This window comes from Aeromonas popoffii (genome assembly GCF_037818705.1).
GTDB classification, from domain to species: Bacteria; Pseudomonadota; Gammaproteobacteria; order Enterobacterales; family Aeromonadaceae; genus Aeromonas; species Aeromonas popoffii.
Genome location: NZ_CP149129.1, coordinates 2,324,736 through 2,344,901, shown reverse-complemented (window position 1 = coordinate 2,344,901; position 20,166 = coordinate 2,324,736). Strand labels below are relative to the sequence as shown.

Annotated in this window: 16 protein-coding genes and 2 pseudogenes; 12 read left to right on the top strand and 6 right to left on the bottom strand. The window is 59.2% G+C overall.

The features are described from left to right. Window positions 1-24: 24 nt before the first annotated feature. From mukB to WJM78_RS10680, 5 genes are all read left to right on the top strand, one after another. Entirely contained in the window at window positions 25-4,452 is a 4,428-nt protein-coding gene (gene mukB, locus WJM78_RS10700) for a chromosome partition protein MukB (RefSeq protein ID WP_339015611.1), read from the top strand. A 219-nt stretch (window positions 4,453-4,671) separates the two neighbouring features. Beyond that, window positions 4,672-5,058, top strand: coding sequence for a septal ring lytic transglycosylase RlpA family protein (locus tag WJM78_RS10695; protein ID WP_181364723.1), 387 nt, complete (start codon window positions 4,672-4,674; stop codon window positions 5,056-5,058). A gap of 80 nt (window positions 5,059-5,138) precedes the next feature. Continuing rightward, window positions 5,139-5,717 (top strand): hypothetical protein, encoded by a 579-nt coding sequence (locus tag WJM78_RS10690; RefSeq protein WP_339015609.1) that lies wholly within the window; start codon window positions 5,139-5,141, stop codon window positions 5,715-5,717. A 43-nt stretch (window positions 5,718-5,760) separates the two neighbouring features. Then, on the top strand, window positions 5,761-6,264 hold the full coding sequence (gene def, locus WJM78_RS10685) for a peptide deformylase (RefSeq protein WP_339015607.1): 504 nt from the start codon (window positions 5,761-5,763) through the stop codon (window positions 6,262-6,264). Between the two features lie 69 nt (window positions 6,265-6,333). Beyond that, window positions 6,334-7,137 (top strand): hypothetical protein, encoded by an 804-nt coding sequence (locus WJM78_RS10680; protein ID WP_339015838.1) that lies wholly within the window; start codon window positions 6,334-6,336, stop codon window positions 7,135-7,137. A 79-nt stretch (window positions 7,138-7,216) separates the two neighbouring features. Here WJM78_RS10680 and WJM78_RS10675 read toward each other — a convergent pair whose 3' ends face one another. After that, a complete protein-coding gene (locus tag WJM78_RS10675; protein ID WP_042037373.1) occupies window positions 7,217-7,420 on the bottom strand; it encodes a hypothetical protein in 204 nt (67 codons plus the stop codon). Window positions 7,421-7,661: 241 nt separating this feature from the next. Between WJM78_RS10675 and WJM78_RS10670 the strand changes: the two are divergent. Further along, window positions 7,662-7,970, top strand: a pseudogene (locus WJM78_RS10670) (PhzF family phenazine biosynthesis protein); the annotation flags it as partial. Between the two features lie 86 nt (window positions 7,971-8,056). On the opposite strand, the gene WJM78_RS10665 reads toward WJM78_RS10670, so the two are convergent. Next, complete coding sequence (locus WJM78_RS10665) at window positions 8,057-9,346, bottom strand: alpha/beta hydrolase (RefSeq protein ID WP_339015605.1); 1,290 nt, start codon at window positions 9,344-9,346, stop codon at window positions 8,057-8,059. 254 nt (window positions 9,347-9,600) lie between these two features. Between WJM78_RS10665 and WJM78_RS10660 the strand changes: the two genes are divergently transcribed. Then, complete coding sequence (locus WJM78_RS10660) at window positions 9,601-10,611, top strand: Wadjet anti-phage system protein JetD domain-containing protein (RefSeq protein ID WP_339015604.1); 1,011 nt, start codon at window positions 9,601-9,603, stop codon at window positions 10,609-10,611. 434 nt (window positions 10,612-11,045) lie between these two features. Here WJM78_RS10660 and WJM78_RS10655 read toward each other — a convergent pair whose 3' ends face one another. Beyond that, complete coding sequence (locus tag WJM78_RS10655) at window positions 11,046-11,624, bottom strand: PhnA domain-containing protein (protein WP_339015603.1); 579 nt, start codon at window positions 11,622-11,624, stop codon at window positions 11,046-11,048. Between the two features lie 191 nt (window positions 11,625-11,815). Between WJM78_RS10655 and WJM78_RS10650 the strand changes: the two genes are divergently transcribed. Then, the gene (locus tag WJM78_RS10650) at window positions 11,816-13,045 is read left to right on the top strand and encodes a methyltransferase (RefSeq protein WP_339015836.1); all 1,230 of its coding nucleotides are present in this window, start codon (window positions 11,816-11,818) and stop codon (window positions 13,043-13,045) included. A 148-nt stretch (window positions 13,046-13,193) separates the two neighbouring features. Continuing rightward, a pseudogene (locus WJM78_RS10645) lies at window positions 13,194-13,492 on the top strand (transposase); the annotation flags it as partial. A 147-nt stretch (window positions 13,493-13,639) separates the two neighbouring features. Here WJM78_RS10645 and smrB read toward each other — a convergent pair. Beyond that, on the bottom strand, window positions 13,640-14,164 hold the full coding sequence (gene smrB, locus WJM78_RS10640; RefSeq protein ID WP_108536440.1) for an endonuclease SmrB: 525 nt from the start codon (window positions 14,162-14,164) through the stop codon (window positions 13,640-13,642). 84 nt (window positions 14,165-14,248) lie between these two features. On the opposite strand from smrB, the gene prmB reads away from it, so the two are divergent. Both prmB and aroC read left to right on the top strand, forming a co-directional pair. Beyond that, the gene (prmB, locus tag WJM78_RS10635; protein WP_108536442.1) at window positions 14,249-15,184 is read left to right on the top strand and encodes a 50S ribosomal protein L3 N(5)-glutamine methyltransferase; all 936 of its coding nucleotides are present in this window, start codon (window positions 14,249-14,251) and stop codon (window positions 15,182-15,184) included. A 16-nt stretch (window positions 15,185-15,200) separates the two neighbouring features. Continuing rightward, on the top strand, window positions 15,201-16,289 hold the full coding sequence (gene aroC, locus WJM78_RS10630) for a chorismate synthase (RefSeq protein ID WP_042037367.1): 1,089 nt from the start codon (window positions 15,201-15,203) through the stop codon (window positions 16,287-16,289). Window positions 16,290-16,398: 109 nt separating this feature from the next. Here aroC and WJM78_RS10625 read toward each other — a convergent pair whose 3' ends face one another. After that, the gene (locus tag WJM78_RS10625) at window positions 16,399-17,235 is read right to left on the bottom strand and encodes a substrate-binding periplasmic protein (RefSeq protein ID WP_339015599.1); all 837 of its coding nucleotides are present in this window, start codon (window positions 17,233-17,235) and stop codon (window positions 16,399-16,401) included. Window positions 17,236-17,578: 343 nt separating this feature from the next. On the opposite strand from WJM78_RS10625, the gene WJM78_RS10620 reads away from it, so the two are divergent. Continuing rightward, window positions 17,579-18,982 carry a DEAD/DEAH box helicase gene (locus WJM78_RS10620; protein WP_339015597.1) on the top strand — a complete coding sequence of 468 codons (1,404 nt, stop codon included), beginning with the start codon at window positions 17,579-17,581 and terminating at the stop codon, window positions 18,980-18,982. A gap of 109 nt (window positions 18,983-19,091) precedes the next feature. Here WJM78_RS10620 and WJM78_RS10615 read toward each other — a convergent pair whose 3' ends face one another. Further along, entirely contained in the window at window positions 19,092-19,478 is a 387-nt protein-coding gene (locus WJM78_RS10615; protein ID WP_339015595.1) for an MAPEG family protein, read from the bottom strand. Window positions 19,479-20,166: the final 688 nt, after the last annotated feature.

The following is a 20,166-nucleotide window of genomic DNA, read 5'->3' as shown; positions in this document are numbered from 1 at the left end:
CAAGGCCCTGATGGAGGCAACGTCGTGAGAGGCAAATTCAAATCCCTGACCATGGTCAACTGGAACGGCTTCTTCGCCCGCACCTTCGATCTCGACCAGCTGGTGACGACGCTCTCCGGCGGCAACGGGGCGGGCAAGTCCACCACCATGGCGGCCTTTATTGCGGCGCTCATTCCCGACCAGTCTCTGCTCCATTTTCGCAACACCACGGAAGCGGGCTCCTCCAGTGCGTCGCGCGACAAGGGGCTCTACGGCAAGCTGCAACGGGGTTCCTGTTACTCCGTGCTGGAGGTGATGAACAGCCGCGAACAGCGGATCTGGGTCGGCGTGCACCTGGAGCAGATCCAAAACCGCGACAACAAGGTCAACATCACCCCGTTCGCGCTGGTGGATGTGCCGGAGCAGCTGCAACCCACAGATCTGCTGCTGGAAAAACTCGATGGTGGCAAGGGGCGTATTCGTGCCTTTGCCGATCTGAAAGGGGCCGCCGCCGAGCTGGGGGCGCTGAAGGTCGCCAAGTTCAATACGGTGACCGACTATCACAACTTTATGTTCGAGTTCGGCATCACCCCGAAGAAGCTCAGGGATCAAAAAGATCGCGGCAAGTTCTACCGTCTGATCGAAGCCTCTCTCTACGGTGGCATCTCCTCGTCCATCAGCCGATCCTTGCGCGAATACCTGCTGCCGGAGAACTCCGGCGTGCGCAAGGCGTTTGCGGACATGGAGGCGGCCATCTACGAGAACCGCCGCACCCTGGAAGCCATTAAAGAGACGCAAGGTCAGCGGGATCTGTTCAAGAACCTGATCACCGAGACCACCCACTATGTGGCGGCGGACTATGTGCGCAACGCCGCTGAAAAGAACCGTCTCTCCGAGCTGGCGCTCAAGGCGCGTCAGGAGCTGGCACAGAAACGCCGCATTCTGGCCGAAGAGCGCCAGCGCGCCATCTATCTGGCCGACGAGGTGGAGCAGCTCACCAACCGCGAGAAATTGCTGACCGACGAGCTGGAATCGGCTGCCGAGCATCTGGCCAAGGTGATGGCTGCTGTCAGCTTGCAGAAGAAGATCGAGATGTATCGCGCCGATCTGGCGGATCTCACTGACAAACTCGAACAGCAACAAGCAGTAGTAGAAGAGATCCACAGCCAGCTGCTGGAAGTGGAAGAGCGCAAGGAGCTGGCGCAGGCCGAAGTAGACAGCCTCAAGACGCAGCTCGCCGACTACCAGCAGGCGCTGGACATTCAGCAGACCCGCGCCATCCAGTACCGTCAGGCGGTGCAGGCGCTGGAAAATGCCCGCGCACAGTGCGAGCTGCCGGGGTTGAGCGCCGAACAGGCGAGCGACACCCTGCACCAGTTCCGCGCCGCCGAGCAGAGCCTCACCAGCCGGATGCTGGGGGCCGAGCAACAGCTGGCGCTGGCCAAGGCGGCGGTAGCCGAGCATCAGGCCGCGCTGACGCTGCTGCTCAGCATTGCCCCCGAAACCGCCCGCGATGCCGCCTGGCCCACCGCGCAGGCGCTGCTCAAGCGTCATATCGAAGACAAGGCCCGCGTCAATCAGGGGCAGGGACTGCGCGCCGCGCTGGCTCGCCTTGAGAAAGAGAGCGACAGCCAGCAGGCGCTGCTGCGCTTGCGCGACGAGCTGGCTGAGGCATCTGGCCAGCTGATCGCGAGCCAAGACGAGCTGGAGTTGTTTCTTGAGGCCCAGCGTACCCGTCAGGAAGAGCTCGCCGATCAGCAGGCGGAGGTCAACCAGCGCCGTGCCAGCCTCGAGCATCAGGGCGCCCAGCTGGGCCGTGATATCGCGGAGCTGACCAAGCTGGCCCCGCGCTGGCTGAAATCCTTTGAAAAGCTCGAGCAGCTGCGCGAGCAGAGTGGTCTGCCACTCGCCACCGCCGAGGCGCTCTCGTCCGGCATGCAGAGCGTGCTCGACAAGGAGCGCGAGTTCGAGCAGGAGAGCAACCGCATCGCGGCGCAGAAGCAGGCGCTGGAGCTGCAAATTCGCAACCTGCAACTGGGGGCTGGCGAGGCGGATCCGCGCCTGGCCCGCATCGCCGAGCAGGTGGGGGGCGTGCTGCTCTCCGATGTCTATGACGACATCTCCATCGACGATGCCCCTTACTACTCCGCGCTCTACGGCCCGGCCCGCAGCGCCCTGGTGGTGCTCGACCTTGAGGGCGCCATCGAGCGGCTGCAAAAGCTGGAAGATTGCCCGGAGGATATCTACCTCATTCAGGGCAATCCCGACTCTTTTGACGAGGATCTGGTGGAAGCGGACGAACTGGGGGACGCCGTGCTGGTGCGCACCAGCAAGCGTCAGGTGCGCTTCTCCCGTTACCCCGAGCTGCCGCTGTTTGGTCGCGCCGCCCGGGAAAAACGGATCGAGCAGCTCGATCTCGAGCGGGAAAACCTGATTGAGGGCTATGCCAAGGCCGCCTTTGAGCAGCAGAAGTACCACCGTCTCTACGGTCACTTCCGTGACTTTATCGGTCAGCATCTGGATATCGCCTTCCGCCCCGATCCCGAAGCCGAAGTGCAGGCCAAACAGCATGAGCAGCGCAAGCTGCAAGAAACCATAGCCGAGTGCGACAAGCAGCTGGCCGAGGCCAAAGCGGCCACCGCCCAGCTGGCCCGCTATATCCAGCTGGTGCAGGGGATGTTGCCCTTTGCCCACCTGTTTGCCGAGACAGACCTGGCAGCCCGCCTCGAGGCGGCCCACGCCGACGTGGAAGCCCTGAAACAGGCCGAAGCCTTTATCGCCAAGCACGGCAAGGCGCTCGAGAAGCTTGAAACCATGGTGCAGGTGTTGCGTCAGGATCCGCAGGATCTCGCCGCCCTGCAGGCGGCGTTCGACGAGACGAGCGAATTGCTGGCCGAGCAGAAGCGCCGTTGCTATGCCCTCGATCAGCTGGTGGCCCGCTTGCCGCACTTTGCCTATCAGGATGCGCAAGACCTGCTGGGCAAGGCTTCCGAGATGAGCGAGCGACTCAAAGAGAAGCTCAAAGCCGCCGAGCTGGCGGCCCGCACTGCCGGGGAGCAGCACAAGCAAATTGCCCAGCGCCACACAGAAGCGTTGCAGCTGCGCACCGCGCTCGATTCCAGCGCCTCGGCCAAGCGCCAGACCCTGACCGAGTTCGAGCAGGAGCTGGCGGCCATGGGGCTGACGCTGTCGGAGGACATGGAAGAGAAGTCCCGCGCCCACAAGAAAGAGATTGAAGAGCTGCTCATTCGCACCCGTTCCCGTCGCACCAGCGCCGAGGCCCAGTTGCAGGTGACCAAGCGCGAAATCGAATCCCTTGGCGGTCGTCTCAAATTGGAGGGCAAGGATTACTACAGCGCCCGCAAATCCCTGGTGGGTCACAAGGCGAGCTGGTCGCGGGTGGTGCGGCTGGCGCGGGAGACCGACGTCGAGAAGCGCCTCAACAAGCGCGAGCTGGCTTATCTCGACAGCGACGAGCTGCGCTCCATGTCGGACAAGGCCCTCGGTGCCCTGCGGGTGGCGGTGGCGCACGACGAAGCGCTGCGCGATGCGCTGCGTCTGTCGGAGGGCAACCGCAGCACCGAGCAGAAGGTCGCCTTCTACGTGCAGGTTTACCGTTACCTCAAAGATCGCATCCGCAACGACATCATCCGCTCCGATGATCCGGTCGAAGCGATCGAGGAGATGGAGATCGAGCTGGCCCGTCTGGCTGACGAGCTCAAGCAGCGGGAAAATCACCTGTCGCTCTCCTCCCATGAGGTGGCGGCCAAGATCACCAACATCATCCGCCGCGAGCAGAACCGCATCCGGGTGCTTAACCAGGGCTTGCAGAACATCGCCTTCGGTCTGGTGCGTGGGGTGCGGCTCAACGTCAATATCCGCGAGGCCCACACTCGGTTGCTGACGGCGCTCGCGGATCAGAGTGCCATGCACAACGATCTGTTCGCCGACAAGGAGCTCAGCTTCTCCGAGGCGATGGCCAAGTTGTTCCAGCGCCTCAACCCGCAAACCGAGCAGGGGGATCGCAGTTATCAGGTGATGGGCGACGTGCTGCTCGACTATCGCAACTATCTGGAGCTGGAGATCGAGGTGCAGCGCGGCGCCGATGGCTGGTTGCGGGCCGAGAGCGGCGCGCTCTCCACCGGTGAAGCGATCGGTACCGGTCAGGCCATCTTGCTGATGGTGCTGATCAGCTGGGAGGAGGAGTCCCGCCGTCTGCGCGGCAAGGATATCGCCCCCTGCCGCCTGTTGTTCCTCGATGAAGCGGCCCGTCTGGATGGCAAATCCATCGCCACCCTGTTCGAGCTGTGCGAGCGGCAGGATATGCAGCTGCTTATCGCGGCGCCGGAGAACATCAGTCCCGAGAAGGGCACCACCTACAAGCTCATCCGCAAGGTACAGGGCAAGCACGAGCATGTGCATGTGGTGGGGCTGCGCGGCTTTGGCTTTAGCGATGACAAGCTGATTGCCTGACCTGTTTCTGGCTCATCCTGACAAGGGATGACGGGTAAATAGGTGAAAGGGAGGCATTTGCCTCCCTTTTTGCGTGGAAGATATGGCAAAGTAGCCGCGCGGTCACTGCGTGGCAACATGGTGAGTGCATTGGACCGATGGCAAGGTGAGCCTGCCTGCGAACGTGCCACCAGTGTCACGAACCACATAGAAGAACAGAAAGAAGAAGAGAGGGGAAAGGTGCAACATATCCAGAAAGGGCTGCTGTTATCTCTTTGCCTGCTGCTGGCAGCCTGTAGCAGCCGTTATGACGAGAGTCACGGCGGCAGCTGGCGCGGCTATAGCGAGACCGGTTACGCCAGCTATTATGCCGACCGCTATCACGGTAAAAAGACCGCCAGCGGCGAGCGCTATCGCAATAACCTCAATAGTGCCGCCCATATGACCTTGCCTTTTGGGGCCATGGTGCGCGTCACCAACCTCGCCAATGGCAAGAGCGTGGTGGTCAAGGTCAATGACCGCGGCGCCTTTAAAAACGGGCGCATTATCGATCTCTCCAAGTCTGCCTTTAGCACCATCGGCAATATTCGCGATGGGATTATCAAGGTAAAGGTCGAGGTGCTGTAAGGGAACTCCTGGCGTCAAAGTTGATGTATTGAAATGTTGAGAGTAACGAGACGTTATTTTTCATAAGGTAATTGAAAAAAATGAGTACAGTCGATGTAGTAGACAATATCGTGAAGGTTATCACTCCACTTATTGGTGTTGCTTGTGGGGTTTATTTAGTACCAATAACAGAGAAAATGAAAAGTAAAGCTGCTACTTTACAGCTTTTATTAAATTATCAAGAAGAATTGAAAGATGTTGAGAGACAAGCCAAAAAACTCGCCATTGATTTATATGATTCCCAAGTCGAACTTACCAGCTATAAGTCTGGTGAAAGTGACACAGCTATTTTCAAGGGGCTAAATACTATCGATGTCTATTTTTTAAATGATGTTCTTAAATCTGCATATTCACAAATTAGTTTCGATGAGCGCAAAGCAATTAAAGCGTTGATTTGTCTTGTCAAAGAATTTAATGGGTTCAATAATCAATTGGTTAATTTGGTTTCAAGTAAAAATGAAGTGTCACTGGACTTTAAAAAATCCATAAAGTCTGCGGCAAGTATTTATTGGATCTGCAACAAGCTGAACAATACATCAATCTTTAAGTATTCTGAGGACCATGACAATCAATTGGAGTTAAATAAAGCACTGAAAGCATTGGGTATTCCTCCTTTATAGAAAGCATGATTGACACGTAAAGATCCCATTTTGGAGAGTTGTGATGGCAATTTTGAATATTTTGACGGCTCCCGACCCCAAATTGAGGCTCAAGGCCGAACGGGTTGAGGATATCACTGCCGTGCAGAGTCTGATTGATGACATACTGGAGACCCTGTATGCGACGGAAAATGGTATTGGCTTGGCCGCAACCCAAGTCGGCCGTCAAGAGGCAATCGTTATTATCGACTTGTCAGAGAGCAGGGATCAACCGCTGGTATTGATCAATCCGGAAGTGAACAGTGGGACTGACAAGGCTTTTGGGCAAGAGGGATGTCTATCTGTTCCCGATTATTATGCGGATGTTGAGCGTTACCGCTCGGTGGTGGTATCTGCACTGGATCGAGAGGGCACACCCATTACCATCGAGAGCAGTGAGTTTTTGGCGATTGTCATGCAACATGAAATTGACCATCTTCATGGAAATCTGTTTATTGATTATCTTTCTCCACTCAAGCGGCAGATGGCACTGAAAAAAGTGAAAAAATCCATCAAGTCTGCAAGCTAGCACTCTCTGATGAGAACGTTTGATGGTTTATGGATATGGGGAGGCGTGAAACTGACACACAGTATTGCCATGAATATCAAGGTGCTATTTAACCGAACTGGCAGACGCATTGGGTTGTTGGCTACTGTGTTGCTGAGTACATTTTGGGGAGCGCTCCCCGTATCTGCCGACGAAGAGCAGTTGCCGGCCGAGTATCGTCCCTTTGTGCAGCAGTTGGTCGATGCGGCAGAAGCCCGGGATCATCAGGCCCTTGCCAATCAAATGAAATACCCCTTCAAGTTGGAGTATCCCATTCCCGCCATCAAAACCCCGGCGGAGACGCTGACCCGTTTTGACGAGGTGTTTGATGACGCCATTTTAAACAGCATTGCCAGCTCCCGGGTCGGGCAGGATTGGCAGACCATGGGCTGGCGCGGCATCATGCTGGGCAGTGGCGAGGTGTGGCTGGATTTTGATGGCAAGGTGATCGGTATCCATCATCAGACGGCGCGGGCCGCCAAATTGAAAGGGGAGCTTATCGCCAGGCAGAAAAGCGGTCTGCATCCCAGTGTGCGGGAGTACAAGAGCCCCGAGCTGATGTGGCAGACCGAGAAATTCACTATCCGCATCGACGAGTTGGGTGATAGCCGCTATCGCTACGCCTCCTGGGCCAAGGGCAAAGCGCTCAGTGACAAGCCGGATCTGGTGCTGAAACATGGCACTGTCAGGGTGGATGGGACGGGGGGCAACCATACCTATCAATTCAAAAGCGGCCCCTACCGCTACGAGTGCGTCGTCACCGTACTGGGTGAGCGTGGCGTGCCACCGGGTGAGCTGGTGGTCTATAAAAACGACGTCGAGATAGTGCACCAACCGGTGATCAAGGTGCTGTGACAGCAAATCCACATACAGAGAGATCAAAGAGCGGCCAGGTGCCGCTCTTTTGCTTTCGCAAACTGAGGGATGATCTTCGCTAGCTTTGCGGCACTCTGACCCCTTTATCGAGATAGAGGCTGCTGTAGTGGGCGCGGTGGGTGACAAACATCACCTGATGGCGGCTGCCGTCGGAGAGAATGATAAAGTCGCCAGCCTGGGCAGGGCTTTGCAAGGTGATCTCCTGCTCGGGGGCGGTCAACTTGTCGATCTCTTCCTTGAAGGTGAGGGTGTACGAATACATAGGGTTCTCCATTGCAGGACCGTATACAGACACGCATTACAAGGCTAGTTGCCATTGTCCGGATCCGCGGCGCCCAAGCGGCACCTGTGCGGCATTTAATTTAACGGGTAAGCTGGGTCTGCTTATCTTATGGATGGCGGCATGGCCTGCGTTCACACGTGTCCCTCGCTGGGGTTCCATAACAGGGGACAGGGTGAGGCTCCCGCCTTTTTCAGCACGTAAGCAAGGAGTGGTCATGAAGGAGTTGGCGCAGGGGCGAACCCTGATGCAAAGGGAAGGATTGGTCACCATATTGTTGGCCCATGCAGCCCGGGATCAGCTATTTCATACCCGCAACCCCTTCGCCTATGGTGGCGTCTATGAGGATCCTGCCACAGGTGCAGCCACCGCTGCCTTTGCCGGTTACCTGCGAGATATCCATTGGCCCCACGGCGGCATCATAGATCTCTTCCAGGGGGAGGATATGGGGATGGCGTCGCACCTGCACGCCGAGATCCCGGCCGAACCCGGCAGCTCAATCCGGGTATTTGGTCGAGCCAGATTGATGTGAGTGACACGCAATGAAATAACCGCCCACGGGCGTTTTTTGACCTTGTGCTGGTGCGAACTTCAGCGAGTCTCGGCTTATTGCGCCCGTTATGCGTTCTGGCCATGCTCCCCAGACGGGCAGCACTTTGCGTGAACGGGGGTGAGCCACTGCAGCAGCTGACGACTGACCTGCAGGCTGCCGAGCAGGGCCATATGGTTGGTGCGGTAGGCAATCCAGCAGTGGGAAGGGGGGAATGCCAGCTGGTGGCGCACCTCGTCATGTTGGCCGAGGGCGCTGCGCAGGGGCACAAGGCCATCGCCGATCAGCCGATCAGCCAGCAGACCGCGCTTGGCCGCCGTGGTGGCCGCTACCGTGAAGCAGGCCACGCCGGTGGGCAAGGGCATGGGAGGGCGAGGATCGGGCAAGGTGTGCGTATCGCCCTGCGGGGGCGGCGAGTCCATCACCTTGCCGTGACGCAGATCCTTGATACCGGCGCTGCGCAGCTGTGCCAGCCTGACAAAGGGCTGGGTATAGGCGGTGGCCGGCAGTAGCTGCTCCAGCCAGTGGCCGGCGTGTTCAAGGGGGGCGCCATGATGCGGCGTGCCGAGAAACACCATGTTTTTCAGGACGTCGGGCCAGTCCATCTCACGCTGGCGGGCATGGTGACAGGCGCTGCGGATCACCAGCCCCCCCATGCTGTAGGCCAGCACGCTAATCTCCCTGATCTGGCCAGGCCAATGGCGTGTCAGCTGGGCCAGTTGGCTAGCCAGCTCCCGCCCGTTTTGCGCAACGGGCAGGCCCGAGTTGTAGCGCACATAGACGGGCACATAGCCCAGTTCGTCGGCCAGCCTCTCCCCCAGGTTGAGCGTTTTTTCTTTTTCCTTCCCCCTGGTTTGGCTCTGCCACTGCAGATCGTTCATACACAGGCCATGCACCATCAGTAGCACCCGGCTCTCGGCGGGCAGGCTCGACGGCATGGCGTGCCAGTCCAGGGGCTCACCGTGATAGCGCAGTGTCATGGGGGTGGCGAGGGCATTGTGGCTCTCGACCAGCTTGTCCCCCATCACCCCATTGAGGGTGGCGAGCAGGGCGGCGCGTTTGGGCGTTTCGGGGATCTGGTGCAAGGGAGGCGTTGGCGGCAAACGGGCAAGCAGGGCATGGATGCCACCGCTCAGGGTATGGGCAGCGCCGTGTACCCCCTTGTAGACCAGACCCGTGATCCCCCGGGTCTGACCCTGGGCCTTACCCCTTATTCCCATGCCACTCAACACAGCCTGATGGACGGCCTCGGTGATCTGCACTGCCGCAGGCAGGGCCTGGGTGAGCAAGTGGGCCAGCTCGCGGATATCGGAAAGATGCCAGGAGGAAACCGGCGGCTGTTTTGTCGACTGGGTCATGGGGTCGCCCTCGGAGAGATGGTGTCAGCAAGCAGGCTTGTACCAACTGGGTGGCGTGCTGGCTGGCACAGACCCATCCAGCTTGCCGTGTTTACCTCGGGTTTACCAGTGAAGCCGCGGGCAGATCCTGCGGGGCCGAACCTCTTACTGCGTGGGGGCCGCGAGAGGGCTTTTCCTGGTGCGAGACGGGTCACGGTAACGGACAGTAAAATCCTCTCTACTTGGTCATATGGCACCGTAATGAGGAGGCGAGGATGTCACTGTTTGATGATCGCAAAGTACAGGATCTCTGTGCCCGTTTGTTGGATAGCACAAATGAGAAGGGGTATTCACTCGATAGCAAGCATGGACAAGAGCTGCTTGCCTTGTTGCAGGCTGTGGGCGGTGTCAAGCCGGTGGGGCGCAGCGCTCGCTATATGTTGACCCCCGAAGGGCACGACTATCTTGCAAAGCAGCTGACCCAAACAATGCCTCAGATGCTGGACAAACGAGACAGCGTGCAGACCCTAGGATTGACGCTGCCATCGCCCCTGAATCAGGCCAGTTTTCATGCCCTCTGGCATGGGGATAGCAAGCATCCACGTAGCGACACAGGCCCAGTTCAAGGTGCGATGGACATAGCACTGACGCAGGATGAAGTGATCCGGCTGCGTACCCTGAGCCCGCTGTCACTCATCGATCTGGGCGGTCAGCACCACGAGATGACGGCACAGATGGCGCTATTGGGAGAGCTGGCCTTGCCGGAGCGCAGCGTGGCCAGGTTGCAGGGCATTGAGTGGCAAGGGCGGCAGATAGTAACGGTGGAGAACAAGGGCGCCTTCGTGGATTACCCACTGCAAGCGGGGGACCTGCTGCTTTATGTGCCTGGCCGAAATACCAAGCTGGCACGGCAAGTGATTCCGCTGTTGCCTGCGGCTGTGCCCTGGGCTCACTTTGGCGATCTGGATCTGCGGGGATTGGATATTGCCACCGAGCTGGCCGGTGCCATTCATCGGCCCCTCGCACTCTGGTTGCCCGACACTCTGATGGCGTATATCCATCACTATGCTCGCCCTCTGACCCATCGGCTTGAGGGGCAACAGGTCAACAGAGGTAAAATCCCTTGGTGTACCGAACTTGCGGCAGGCAGGCCCGGTGATCCATTGGCGGAGGCGCTCACGCATCTGATCGCACACGGGTTGTGGCTGGAGCAAGAGGTGTTGGTGCTGGCCAGGCGTTGGCAGCCATGGCCATTGGGGGGGGGCTTGCGGCTAATGTCGCCATAAAAAAACCGCCTGATGGCGGTTTGTTTATCATGCCGGCCCTTACTTCAGGGCTTTTTTCAGCTTCTTGATCTTGCCTTCGTGCTTGGCAATTTTCTCGAGGCGAGCGGCGATCTTCTTCTTGATATCTTTCTTGCTGGTTTTGGCCATCTGTGTTGCTCCTTTTGCAGTGGGGACACCATGGGTGTCCGTGAGTCTGTCCATCGACGTCCCAGAGTGCCACAAGGTTTCCGTATGAGGCAAGTTTCTGTCGAAAAAAACTGCACATTTCAGCCTGGGGGGGGAGGCAAAACAGGGCAGCATTAGCTGCGTATAGCCTCGGTTGCAGGAGACGTCGGTTTGGGTTGGGCTATGACCAGAAGGTATATGCGGCATAGCGTGGCCAGCAAAAAGCGCCCCGTGGGGCGCTCTTGGTATCACGGGCAAACCGGGTTATATCAGGCTTTTTTCAGGTAGGCGGCGACCAGCACTATCTGCACGCCGTTGACCTTGCCTTCGATGTGCAGCGGGTTGTTGGTCAGGCGGATGCCCTTGACCAGGGTGCCGCGCTTGGCGGTGAAGCCGCCGCCCTTGACGTCCAGATCCTTGATCAAGGTAACCGAATCGCCTTCGACCAGCATAGCGCCGTTGGAATCCAGGGTCGGTACGCTGTCGTCATCGTCGCCAGCCTGACCGGCTTCGGCCCAAGCCTTGGTTTCGTCTTCCATGTACATCATGTCCAGCATGTCCTGAGCCCACACTTCGCCCTGGCCGGACAAATTTTTCAGCTGACGCCACGCCATGACCTGCACCGCAGGAACCTGACTCCACATGCTGTCGCCCAGGCAACGCCAGTGATTGACCACTGTGGTCTCCGGCTGCTCCAGCTGGCTACGGCAGGTGTCACACAGGGCAAGGCTGTGATCATCATCGCTGGCCGGTGAGTGGGGCACAGTGAAGGCAGTCAGTGCCTGTTCGGCGCCGCACAGTTCACACTTGGCGTCTGCGCGCGCTTGCAGGATGGCATTGATGGTCATGTTTTGGTTCCATTAATGTTGGTGAAATGGCCCGCCTGAGCGAACCAGGGTAAAGAGGGGGCGAAACATAGCATAAAACCCCTCGCTTTGTCAGGCCAACGCCCGGGCTACAGGTTGTTTGCCAGGCTGACACCTGTGCTCACGGCGACAGACCCGCATTGGCGAGTGCTTTTTGGGGAGGGATCGCTAGAATAAGCCTCTTTTTTGACTGCAAGACAGGGGCACGCGTGCTGGCTCAACGTTTTCAACAACTGGATAGATTGCTGACCGAGACCCGGCGCTGGTGGCAATACCAACCCTATCATCACCTGAACCTGGCATTCGCCGACGAGGCCCCTGCGCTGGCCGCACGGCTCAATGCCATGCCCCTTGAGCAGATCAATCGACTCGATGGTGACATGGTGGCGCTGTGCGGCCTGCTAGCCCCCTGGATCCCGGCGGGGGAGACGCTGCATGCCCTGAGTGAACTCGCGCGCTTTACCCCCGAGCCCATCCAGTGCGCCAAGGAGATGGCGCTGCACATGCCGGGACGCAAGCAGGCACAGATAGAGGCCTTTACCGGCTGCCTGCCACCCCATCAAGGCTCCTATCTGGAGTGGTGCGCGGGCAAGGGGCATCTGGGGCGGCTGGTTTCCCTGCATCGCCGGGCAGAGATCCTGAGTCTGGAGCTGCAAGGCCCGCTCTGTGAGGAGGGGCGTCGGCTGGCGGCGCGTGACGGGGCCCGCATGCAGTTTGTGCAGGCGGATGCCTTTGCGGTCGATGCCGGCCAGTTGCTTGCCACCGAGCATCATGCCATGGCGCTGCACGCCTGCGGCGAGCTGCACACCCATCTGCTGGCGCTGGTGGCCGAGCGTGGCGCCCAGGGGGTGACCATATCCCCTTGCTGCTATCACCTGATCCGTGGCTCTCACTATGTCCCCCTGTCCGCCGCCGCTCGAGCCAGTGATCTGCACCTGGCCAAGGCGGATCTGCGGTTGCCGCTGCAGGAGACGGTGACCTCAGGTGCTCGCATCTCGCGCCTGCGCGAGTTGGAGGTGGTGTGGCGGCTCGGGTTTGACTGCCTGCAGCGCCAGGTGCGCGGGGTGAACGAATACCTGCCGGTGCCCAATATGCAAAAAAGCCTGCTTACCGGCAGTTTCGAGGCGTTTTGTGAATGGGCGGCCGATCGCAAGGGGATAGCCCTGCCTGCGGGAATGGACCTTGCCACTTTTCTGGCGCAGGGGGAGGCGCGTTATGGCGATGTCGCCCGCATGGAGCTGGTACGCCATCTGTTTCGTCGGCCGCTCGAGATCTGGTTGGCGCTCGATCGGGCGCTCTTCCTGCAAGAACAGGGCTACCGGGTGGAAGTGGGCGAGTTTTGCGACAAACCCATGACCCCCAGAAATATCTTGATCCGCGCCGTGCGATCCTCGCTCGCATAAACCCCTCAGTGATATGCCCCGGATTGCCCTGCTGCCAGCGGGGCATACTGTGGCTCATCAGACAAGTCAGCGTCCGTTTCAGGGCCCACAGCCGCATCGGTATGGGAAACACCGCTCAGCTTCAAAATAAGCTGCTGTGTGGTGCACCCATCACGTGCGACGGCGCTGCAGCCAGCCATACACCGGCCAGACCATCGGCACCTTCCTGATGCTCAAGGGGATTTTCAATCTGACTTTGCGAGTAGCTCAGGGGCAACTCAACTCCCTGTTCGAGTGGCCACTGTGTGCCCCCGCCCCTGGCTGGTCAGCAGCATGCTTGCACTGTGCAGGTGGCCAATCGGCAGCCCTCAAAGGGTCGTATCACCGATCGACTCGACAGGCCTGGCGGTGTTTGAGGAAGGCGAGTGGAAAGTCAGAGAACACAGTGCCGAGAAACGGCGAGTCTGGTATGTCCCGGTACAAGTTGTTGCTGGCGGCACCTATGGCATCGGCATCAAGGGATGACGGCATGTCTGCATGGGAACCCTGAGTAAACATGCGACCTCCACTGTCAATAACATATTGATATCGAATGTGGGGCGCATGCGTGGCCAACTACTCTTCGATATCGAGTAATACCAGAATGGCGCTGTCACCGCCCCATTCACGGGGGGCTTGATGGAAGGCTCGCACATTGGGGTGCTGGGCCAACCAGCTGGGAATGCGCTGCTTGAGAATATGTTTGCCGATGCCGTGCATCACGGAGGCGACATGGATGTTCTCTTTTTGGCAGAGGGTGAGCAGGGCGGCCAGCTCCTGTTTTGCTTGCTGCTGGTTCATGCCGTGCAGATCCAGATAAATCTCCGGCGGATAGATGCCGCGTTTGAGCTTTTTGAGCTCGAATTTTGACACATCGTCACGCACGTAACGGGTCGGGCCATCCTCGTCCAGATGAGGCTGGTACTCGTCGCTGAAAAAGTGGCCAACCCCAAGCTTTTCGCGGCTTTCGCGCAGTTCGCGTTTCTGCTTGACCGGGCGCAGGTCGGCCCTTATGGTATCTTGCTTAATTTTCCGGGTACCTTTGACCGCATCGCGAAACAGCAGGCTTTCCTCGATCGTCGGTGAGGGCGTTTTTTTCATCAGATGCTCATTTATTAGGTATGCGTCTTGCCCGCTACTGTAAGTGGGTGCTCGGGCCGGATATTACTCGACTTGGAGGTGGATTTGGACAAGATATTTATCGATGAGGTGGTTGCCGAGATGCACACCATCCAGGACATGTTGCGCTGGGCCATGAGTCGTTTCAACGACGCCGGGATTTTCTACGGACATGGTACCGACAACGCCTGGGATGAGGCTGTGCTGCTGGTACTGCCCACGCTACATCTGCCACCGGACGCGGATCCTGGCATGCGCCACTCCCGCCTCACCACCAGCGAGCGTCATCGCATCGCCGAGCTCGTCATTCGCCGTGTGCAGGAGCGCGTGCCGGCCGCCTACCTGACCAACAAGGCCTGGTATGCCGGTTGGGAGTTCTACGTGGACGAACGAGTACTGATCCCCCGTTCACCGATTGCCGAGATGGTGGCCAACCGCTTCGCCCCTTTCCTTAAGCATGAGCCGACCCGGATCATGGATTTGTGCACAGGTTCCGGTTGCATCGCCATCATCATGGCCCATGAATTCCCGGATGCGGAAGTGGATGCCATCGACATCAGCGTGGATGCGCTGAATGTGGCTGAGCGCAACATCACAGATCACGGTCTGGAGCAGCAGGTCATTCCTATCCGCTCCGATCTGATGCGTGATCTGCCGGCGGGTGACAAGTACGATCTCATCGTCTCCAACCCGCCCTATGTGGACTCCGAAGACATGTCGGATCTGCCGGATGAATTCCGCCACGAGCCCGAACTGGCGCTGGCTTCCGGCTCCGATGGTCTCAAGCTCACCAAGCGCCTGCTGGCCAATGCCGCTGACTTTCTCAAGGATGACGGCGTGCTGGTGGTCGAGGTGGGCAACAGCATGATCCACCTGGAAGCCCAGTTCCCGGAAGTGCCTTTTACCTGGGTCGAGTTCGAGAACGGTGGTCACGGCGTGTTCGTGATGACCAAGGCCGAGCTGGAGCAATACCAGGACCATTTCGCGATTTACAAGAGCTAAGCAGCAAGGAGCACCCATGGCAGGAAACAGTTTTGGCCAACTCTTTCGGGTCACCACCTTTGGCGAGAGCCACGGCTTGGCGCTGGGCGCCGTCGTCGATGGCTGCCCGCCCGGGCTCGAGATAAGCGAAGCGGATCTGCAGGGAGATCTGGATCGGCGCAAGCCCGGCACCTCCCGTTACACTACCCCACGCCGTGAACCGGATGAGGTGAAGATCCTCTCCGGGGTGTTCGAGGGCAAGACCACGGGGACCTCCATCGGGCTGCTCATCGAGAATACTGATCAGCGCTCCAAGGACTACTCCGACATCAAGGATGTGTTCCGCCCGGGCCATGCCGATTACACCTACCACCAGAAATATGGTCAGCGGGATTATCGGGGCGGTGGTCGCTCCTCCGCCCGTGAGACCGCCATGCGGGTGGCGGCGGGCGCCATCGCCAAGAAGTACCTCAAGCAGATGCATGGCATCGAGCTCACCGGTTTCCTCTCCCAGCTTGGCCCCATCAAGGCCGAGGCGTTCGACGCGGCGCAGATTGAGCAGAATCCCTTCTTCTTCCCCGATGCGGGCAAGCTGGAAGCGCTCGATCAGTACATGCGCGATCTGAAAAAAGAGGGCAACAGCATTGGTGCCAAAGTGCAAGTTATTGCGCGCAATGTACCGGTGGGCCTCGGCGAGCCGGTCTTCGATCGCCTCGATGCCGACATCGCCCACGCCATGATGGGCATCAATGCGGTGAAAGGGGTGGAGATTGGCGACGGCTTCGCAGTGGTAGAGCAAAAAGGCTCGGAGCACCGTGACGAGATGACCCCGGCCGGCTTTGCCAGCAACCATGCGGGCGGCATTCTGGGCGGCATCTCATCCGGTCAGGATATCGTAGTGAGCTTAGGCTTAAAGCCCACCTCCAGCATCACTGTGCCGGGCAAGAGCATCAATACCGAAGGCGAGGCCATCGAGATGATCACCAAGGGTCGACACGATCCTTGTGTCGGCATCCGTGCTGTCCCCATCGCCGAAGCCATGCTGGCGCTGGTGTTGATGGATCACCTGCTGCGCCACCGCGCCCAGAATCAGGGTGTGTTGACCCATACCCCGCAACTGCGTTGATCGGTATAGCACCCTGTCGCATCATCGGCTGATGAGCGGTCACGAATGACAAAGGCGACCTTGGGTCGCCTTTGTCATGTCTGTGCAGTGCCTGTTGGCAGTTGCAGGGCTATGGTTGGTGCCGGGTCAGCAGATCGGCCGCTTGGGGATCAGCATCTAGGCGGCAGGTGGGGGGCGAAAACTGGCCATGGGTTTTAGGCAGGGCAGTGATGGCCTGATTGACCCGGGTCAGCTGCTCATCGCTGATACTCTCCTTGGCAAACATCAGACTGACCGGTTGGTGGTGCAGCAGTAACTGACAGCGGATCACCCCTTTGGCACCCAGTTGGGAGAGCCGATAACCGGCATATTGCCACTCCATGATGATGCCATCGAGCCGATGGGCCAGCAGCAGATCGATCAGCCGATCATCGGTATTGTACTCGGTTGCCACCTTGAGGGCGGGGCACTCATCCATTTGATGGATGGGGCGAGTTCCGCGCAGCTTGCCAATCTTGAGCCCTTTCTCGTGACAGAGGGTCGGCAGGGTATCGAGCTTCTCCCAGCGATCCTGTTGACCGGGGATGGGATTATGACTCAGTAGTACATAGGCGCTCTGGCGATAGGGCGCTGAGAAGCGGGCATACTTCTGACGAGCCGGCAGCGGCAATGCCGCCATCGCCACGTCCAGCTGATCGTGTTCCACCAGATGCACCGCCCGTGCCCAGGGAAGCTCGCGAAACTTGGGGGTAACACCTGCTTGTTGCAGGATCTGGCGGGTCAGCGTGATGTCCAGCCCATCCAGCTCGCCCCGGTTGTCTATGTGGCTAAAAGGAGGCCAGTGGCTCCAGGCCACGGTCATGGTCTGACTGGCTTGCAGCGCAGGGGCTAGCAGCAGAAGCAGCATGCCGATCCCTGCCTGCCATCTGCTGCGGGAATTGCCGAGGGGACAATATCGCGTGGTCATAGCTAAACCTCGTTACTCTGTTCTTCTATTCCGTGCTTCTGCCCCCCATGCGTGCGAGGGTGGTTATTGTGTTACCAGTTAATAGTGTGGTATGTGCGTCTGTTATCAACAGGATTATTCGCAGGGGAGTGTGGGACTTTTCTGTTCGTGCTGGGAGGAGCATCACATTTTTCTCGTTTATCCCGAGCAACTCCGTTAGACTGCGCCTCTATTCTTTCCCCTTTGCTCTGCTCCCCGGGGAAATCGTTGTTTTCTCAATAGGCCCAGATCTTGTGAGATGGCATCGGCTCAGCAGAGGAGCCCCACCACAAATCCCCGGCGCCACTATCCCTAGCAGGTAATTATGAGTTTTTCTTCCCTCGGTCTGGCCGAACCCTTGTTGCGTGCCGTTGCCGAGCAAGGCTACGACACCCCGTCTCCCATTCAGCTGCAAGCGATCCCCGCCGTTCTGGCTGGCCGCGACCTGATGGCGGCGGCCCAAACAGGGACCGGCAAGACCGCAGGCTTTACCCTGCCGATGCTGCAGCGTCTGATGGAGAGCAAGCGTAAAGTTTCTCCCAACCGGATCCGCGCCCTGGTATTGACCCCGACTCGTGAGCTGGCAGCCCAAGTGGGCGAGAGCGTGCGCAACTACGGCAAGCATCTGCCGATGCGCAGCCACGTGGTCTTCGGTGGTGTCAGCATCAACCCGCAGATGATGGCGACTCGCCGTGGTCTGGACGTGCTGGTTGCCTGCCCTGGCCGCCTGATGGACCTCTACAACCAGAATGCTGTCAAGTTCGACGAAGTCGAGATCCTGGTGCTGGACGAAGCGGACCGCATGCTCGACATGGGCTTTATCCGCGACATCCGCAAGATCCTGGCCCTGATGCCCAAGCAGCGTCAGAACCTGCTCTTCTCCGCGACCTTTGCCGAAGAGATCCGCGAGCTGGCCACTGGCCTGCTCAACAACCCGGCGGTGATCGAAGTGGCGCCGCGCAACAGCACTGCCGAGCGTATCGAGCAGCTGGTGCACCCGTGCGACAAGGCCAACAAGATCGGTCTGCTGAGCCATCTGGTCACCAGCAATGACTGGCAGCAGGTACTGGTGTTCACCCGTACCAAGCACATGGCCAACCGTGTTGCCGAGACCCTCGACAAGAACGGCGTCAGCGCCGCCGCCATCCACGGCAACAAGAGCCAGGGTGCCCGTACCCGTGCCCTGGCCGGTTTCAAGGATGGCAACGTCAAGGTGCTGGTGGCGACCGACATCGCTGCCCGTGGTCTGGATATCGACAAGTTGCCGCAAGTGGTCAACTTCGAGCTGCCCAACGTGGCGGAAGATTACGTTCACCGCATCGGCCGTACCGGTCGTGCCGGTGCTGCCGGTCACGCCATCTCCCTGGTCGCTGCCGACGAAGGGAAGCTTATCAAGGCCATCGAGCGTCTGACCAAGCAGAACATCCCGTGCGAGCAGGTGGCCGGTTTCGAAGCCTCCCGCGAAACGCTGGACAACATAGCCCGTGGTATCGGCGCGCCGCTGCGCAAAGAGCCCCGTGATCCGAGCGAGCAGCGCCGTGTTGCGCCGCGTCCGCAGGGTCAGGGCCAGCGTCAGGGCGCCGGTCGCTCCGCCAATGGCGGCAACGCCGGCGGTGCCCGCACCGGTAACGGTGGCAAGCCAAAGCCGCAGGGCGGTCAGCGTCCGGCTGATGGCGCGGGTAAACCGGCTCAGGCCCGTCGCCCCCGTCGCTCTACCCACAACCAGTAAGCGGCTCGGGAGCCTCTCTCCCCAGCTGATCGGTTGATCTAAAAAGCCCTGCCAATCTGGCAGGGCTTTTTTTTGTCCGCGAGTCAGCGCTTAGCCGGTCGGCAAACGGTTAGGGGATCAGCGCCGTGATCAGGATATGGGCCGCGCTCACCAGGATCACCGTAAAGGTCAGCCCCATGCCTACCACCCGGTAGCGGAAGTTCTCTGGCGTGCGGCTCATGCCAAACGCATGGCTGAGGCGGCCGCACAGCAGGGCGGCCCCCAGCAGATGGATAAGCCAGGGGGTGTGGTGGCTGGATTCGACAAAATAGATCAGCAGCAGGGCGAGGGGGACATACTCGGCAAAGTTGGCGTGCACCCGCATGACCCGCAGCATGGCAGGATCATCGCCATGCCCCAGCGCCACCCCCTGACGGTGGCGAGTACGAATGGTGCGTATGCTCAGCAACACAAACAGCAGGGCGAGCAGGGCCGCGTAAACAGGCAGTATGGTCATGGTATCTGGCTCCCGGTTTGATGATGTCGAGTCGCTTGCAAGCCGCTTTCGCGTTGATTGCCCCGATATTGCTGGCGCCTCAATGGTTTGCCTCTGAGGGTAGCAGCAAATTGCAGCAGATTGACCCGCCATGGGCTCATCAACTGCCGAGCGCGCTGGTGGCCACTGGCGCCACGGCAACATGCTAGTGGTGGCAAGCAAACCTGATTGGGCATCGGTAAGCGTGACGACAGTTATCTGCGCATTCTACTCGTTCACGGGGCATGAGCTGCGCTACGCAGGGCGGTTCGCAAGGCTCAGCACGCAGGTAGTTGGCGGGCAGGCGTGATGGGCTGACACAGCGAGATCTCACCACCATGTGGCTGTGGTCGCGCTCGCCCATGATCGAGAATTTGAAGCCGATTTTGGAATAGCGGTATGAAAAGGGGCGACCTCCGGTAACGAGGGCGCCCTGAGCAAGCGGGGGAGAGTCACAAGCTCACAGCAAGCAGAGTTGAGAAGAACCACCAGTTACGCAGGCAATCATGACGTGATAACGAGGTGGGTCAGACCCTGGCTGGCAAAACCCGAGGTGAAACTGGGCGCTCGGGTACGTCGCGTTGATAGAGGCGCCAGCCAATTCCATCAGGGACAAATGGGCTCATCGCCTGCTTCCAGTCCCGTTACTCATGATAAAGACAGATCCACT

Bases quoted from the DNA above. Each gene is read 5' to 3' on its own strand.
- WJM78_RS10690 (WP_339015609.1), top strand. From the start codon at position 5,139: ATGAGTACAGTCGATGTAGTAGACAATATCGTGAAGGTTATCACTCCA.
- def (WP_339015607.1), top strand. From the start codon at position 5,761: ATGGCAATTTTGAATATTTTGACGGCTCCCGACCCCAAATTGAGGCTC.
- WJM78_RS10680 (WP_339015838.1), top strand. From the start codon at position 6,334: ATGAATATCAAGGTGCTATTTAACCGAACTGGCAGACGCATTGGGTTG.
- WJM78_RS10675 (WP_042037373.1), bottom strand. From the start codon at position 7,420: ATGTATTCGTACACCCTCACCTTCAAGGAAGAGATCGACAAGTTGACC.
- WJM78_RS10665 (WP_339015605.1), bottom strand. From the start codon at position 9,346: ATGACCCAGTCGACAAAACAGCCGCCGGTTTCCTCCTGGCATCTTTCC.
- WJM78_RS10660 (WP_339015604.1), top strand. From the start codon at position 9,601: ATGTCACTGTTTGATGATCGCAAAGTACAGGATCTCTGTGCCCGTTTG.
- WJM78_RS10655 (WP_339015603.1), bottom strand. From the start codon at position 11,624: ATGACCATCAATGCCATCCTGCAAGCGCGCGCAGACGCCAAGTGTGAA.
- smrB (WP_108536440.1), bottom strand. From the start codon at position 14,164: ATGAAAAAAACGCCCTCACCGACGATCGAGGAAAGCCTGCTGTTTCGC.
- aroC (WP_042037367.1), top strand. From the start codon at position 15,201: ATGGCAGGAAACAGTTTTGGCCAACTCTTTCGGGTCACCACCTTTGGC.
- WJM78_RS10625 (WP_339015599.1), bottom strand. From the start codon at position 17,235: ATGACCACGCGATATTGTCCCCTCGGCAATTCCCGCAGCAGATGGCAG.
- WJM78_RS10620 (WP_339015597.1), top strand. From the start codon at position 17,579: ATGAGTTTTTCTTCCCTCGGTCTGGCCGAACCCTTGTTGCGTGCCGTT.
- WJM78_RS10615 (WP_339015595.1), bottom strand. From the start codon at position 19,478: ATGACCATACTGCCTGTTTACGCGGCCCTGCTCGCCCTGCTGTTTGTG.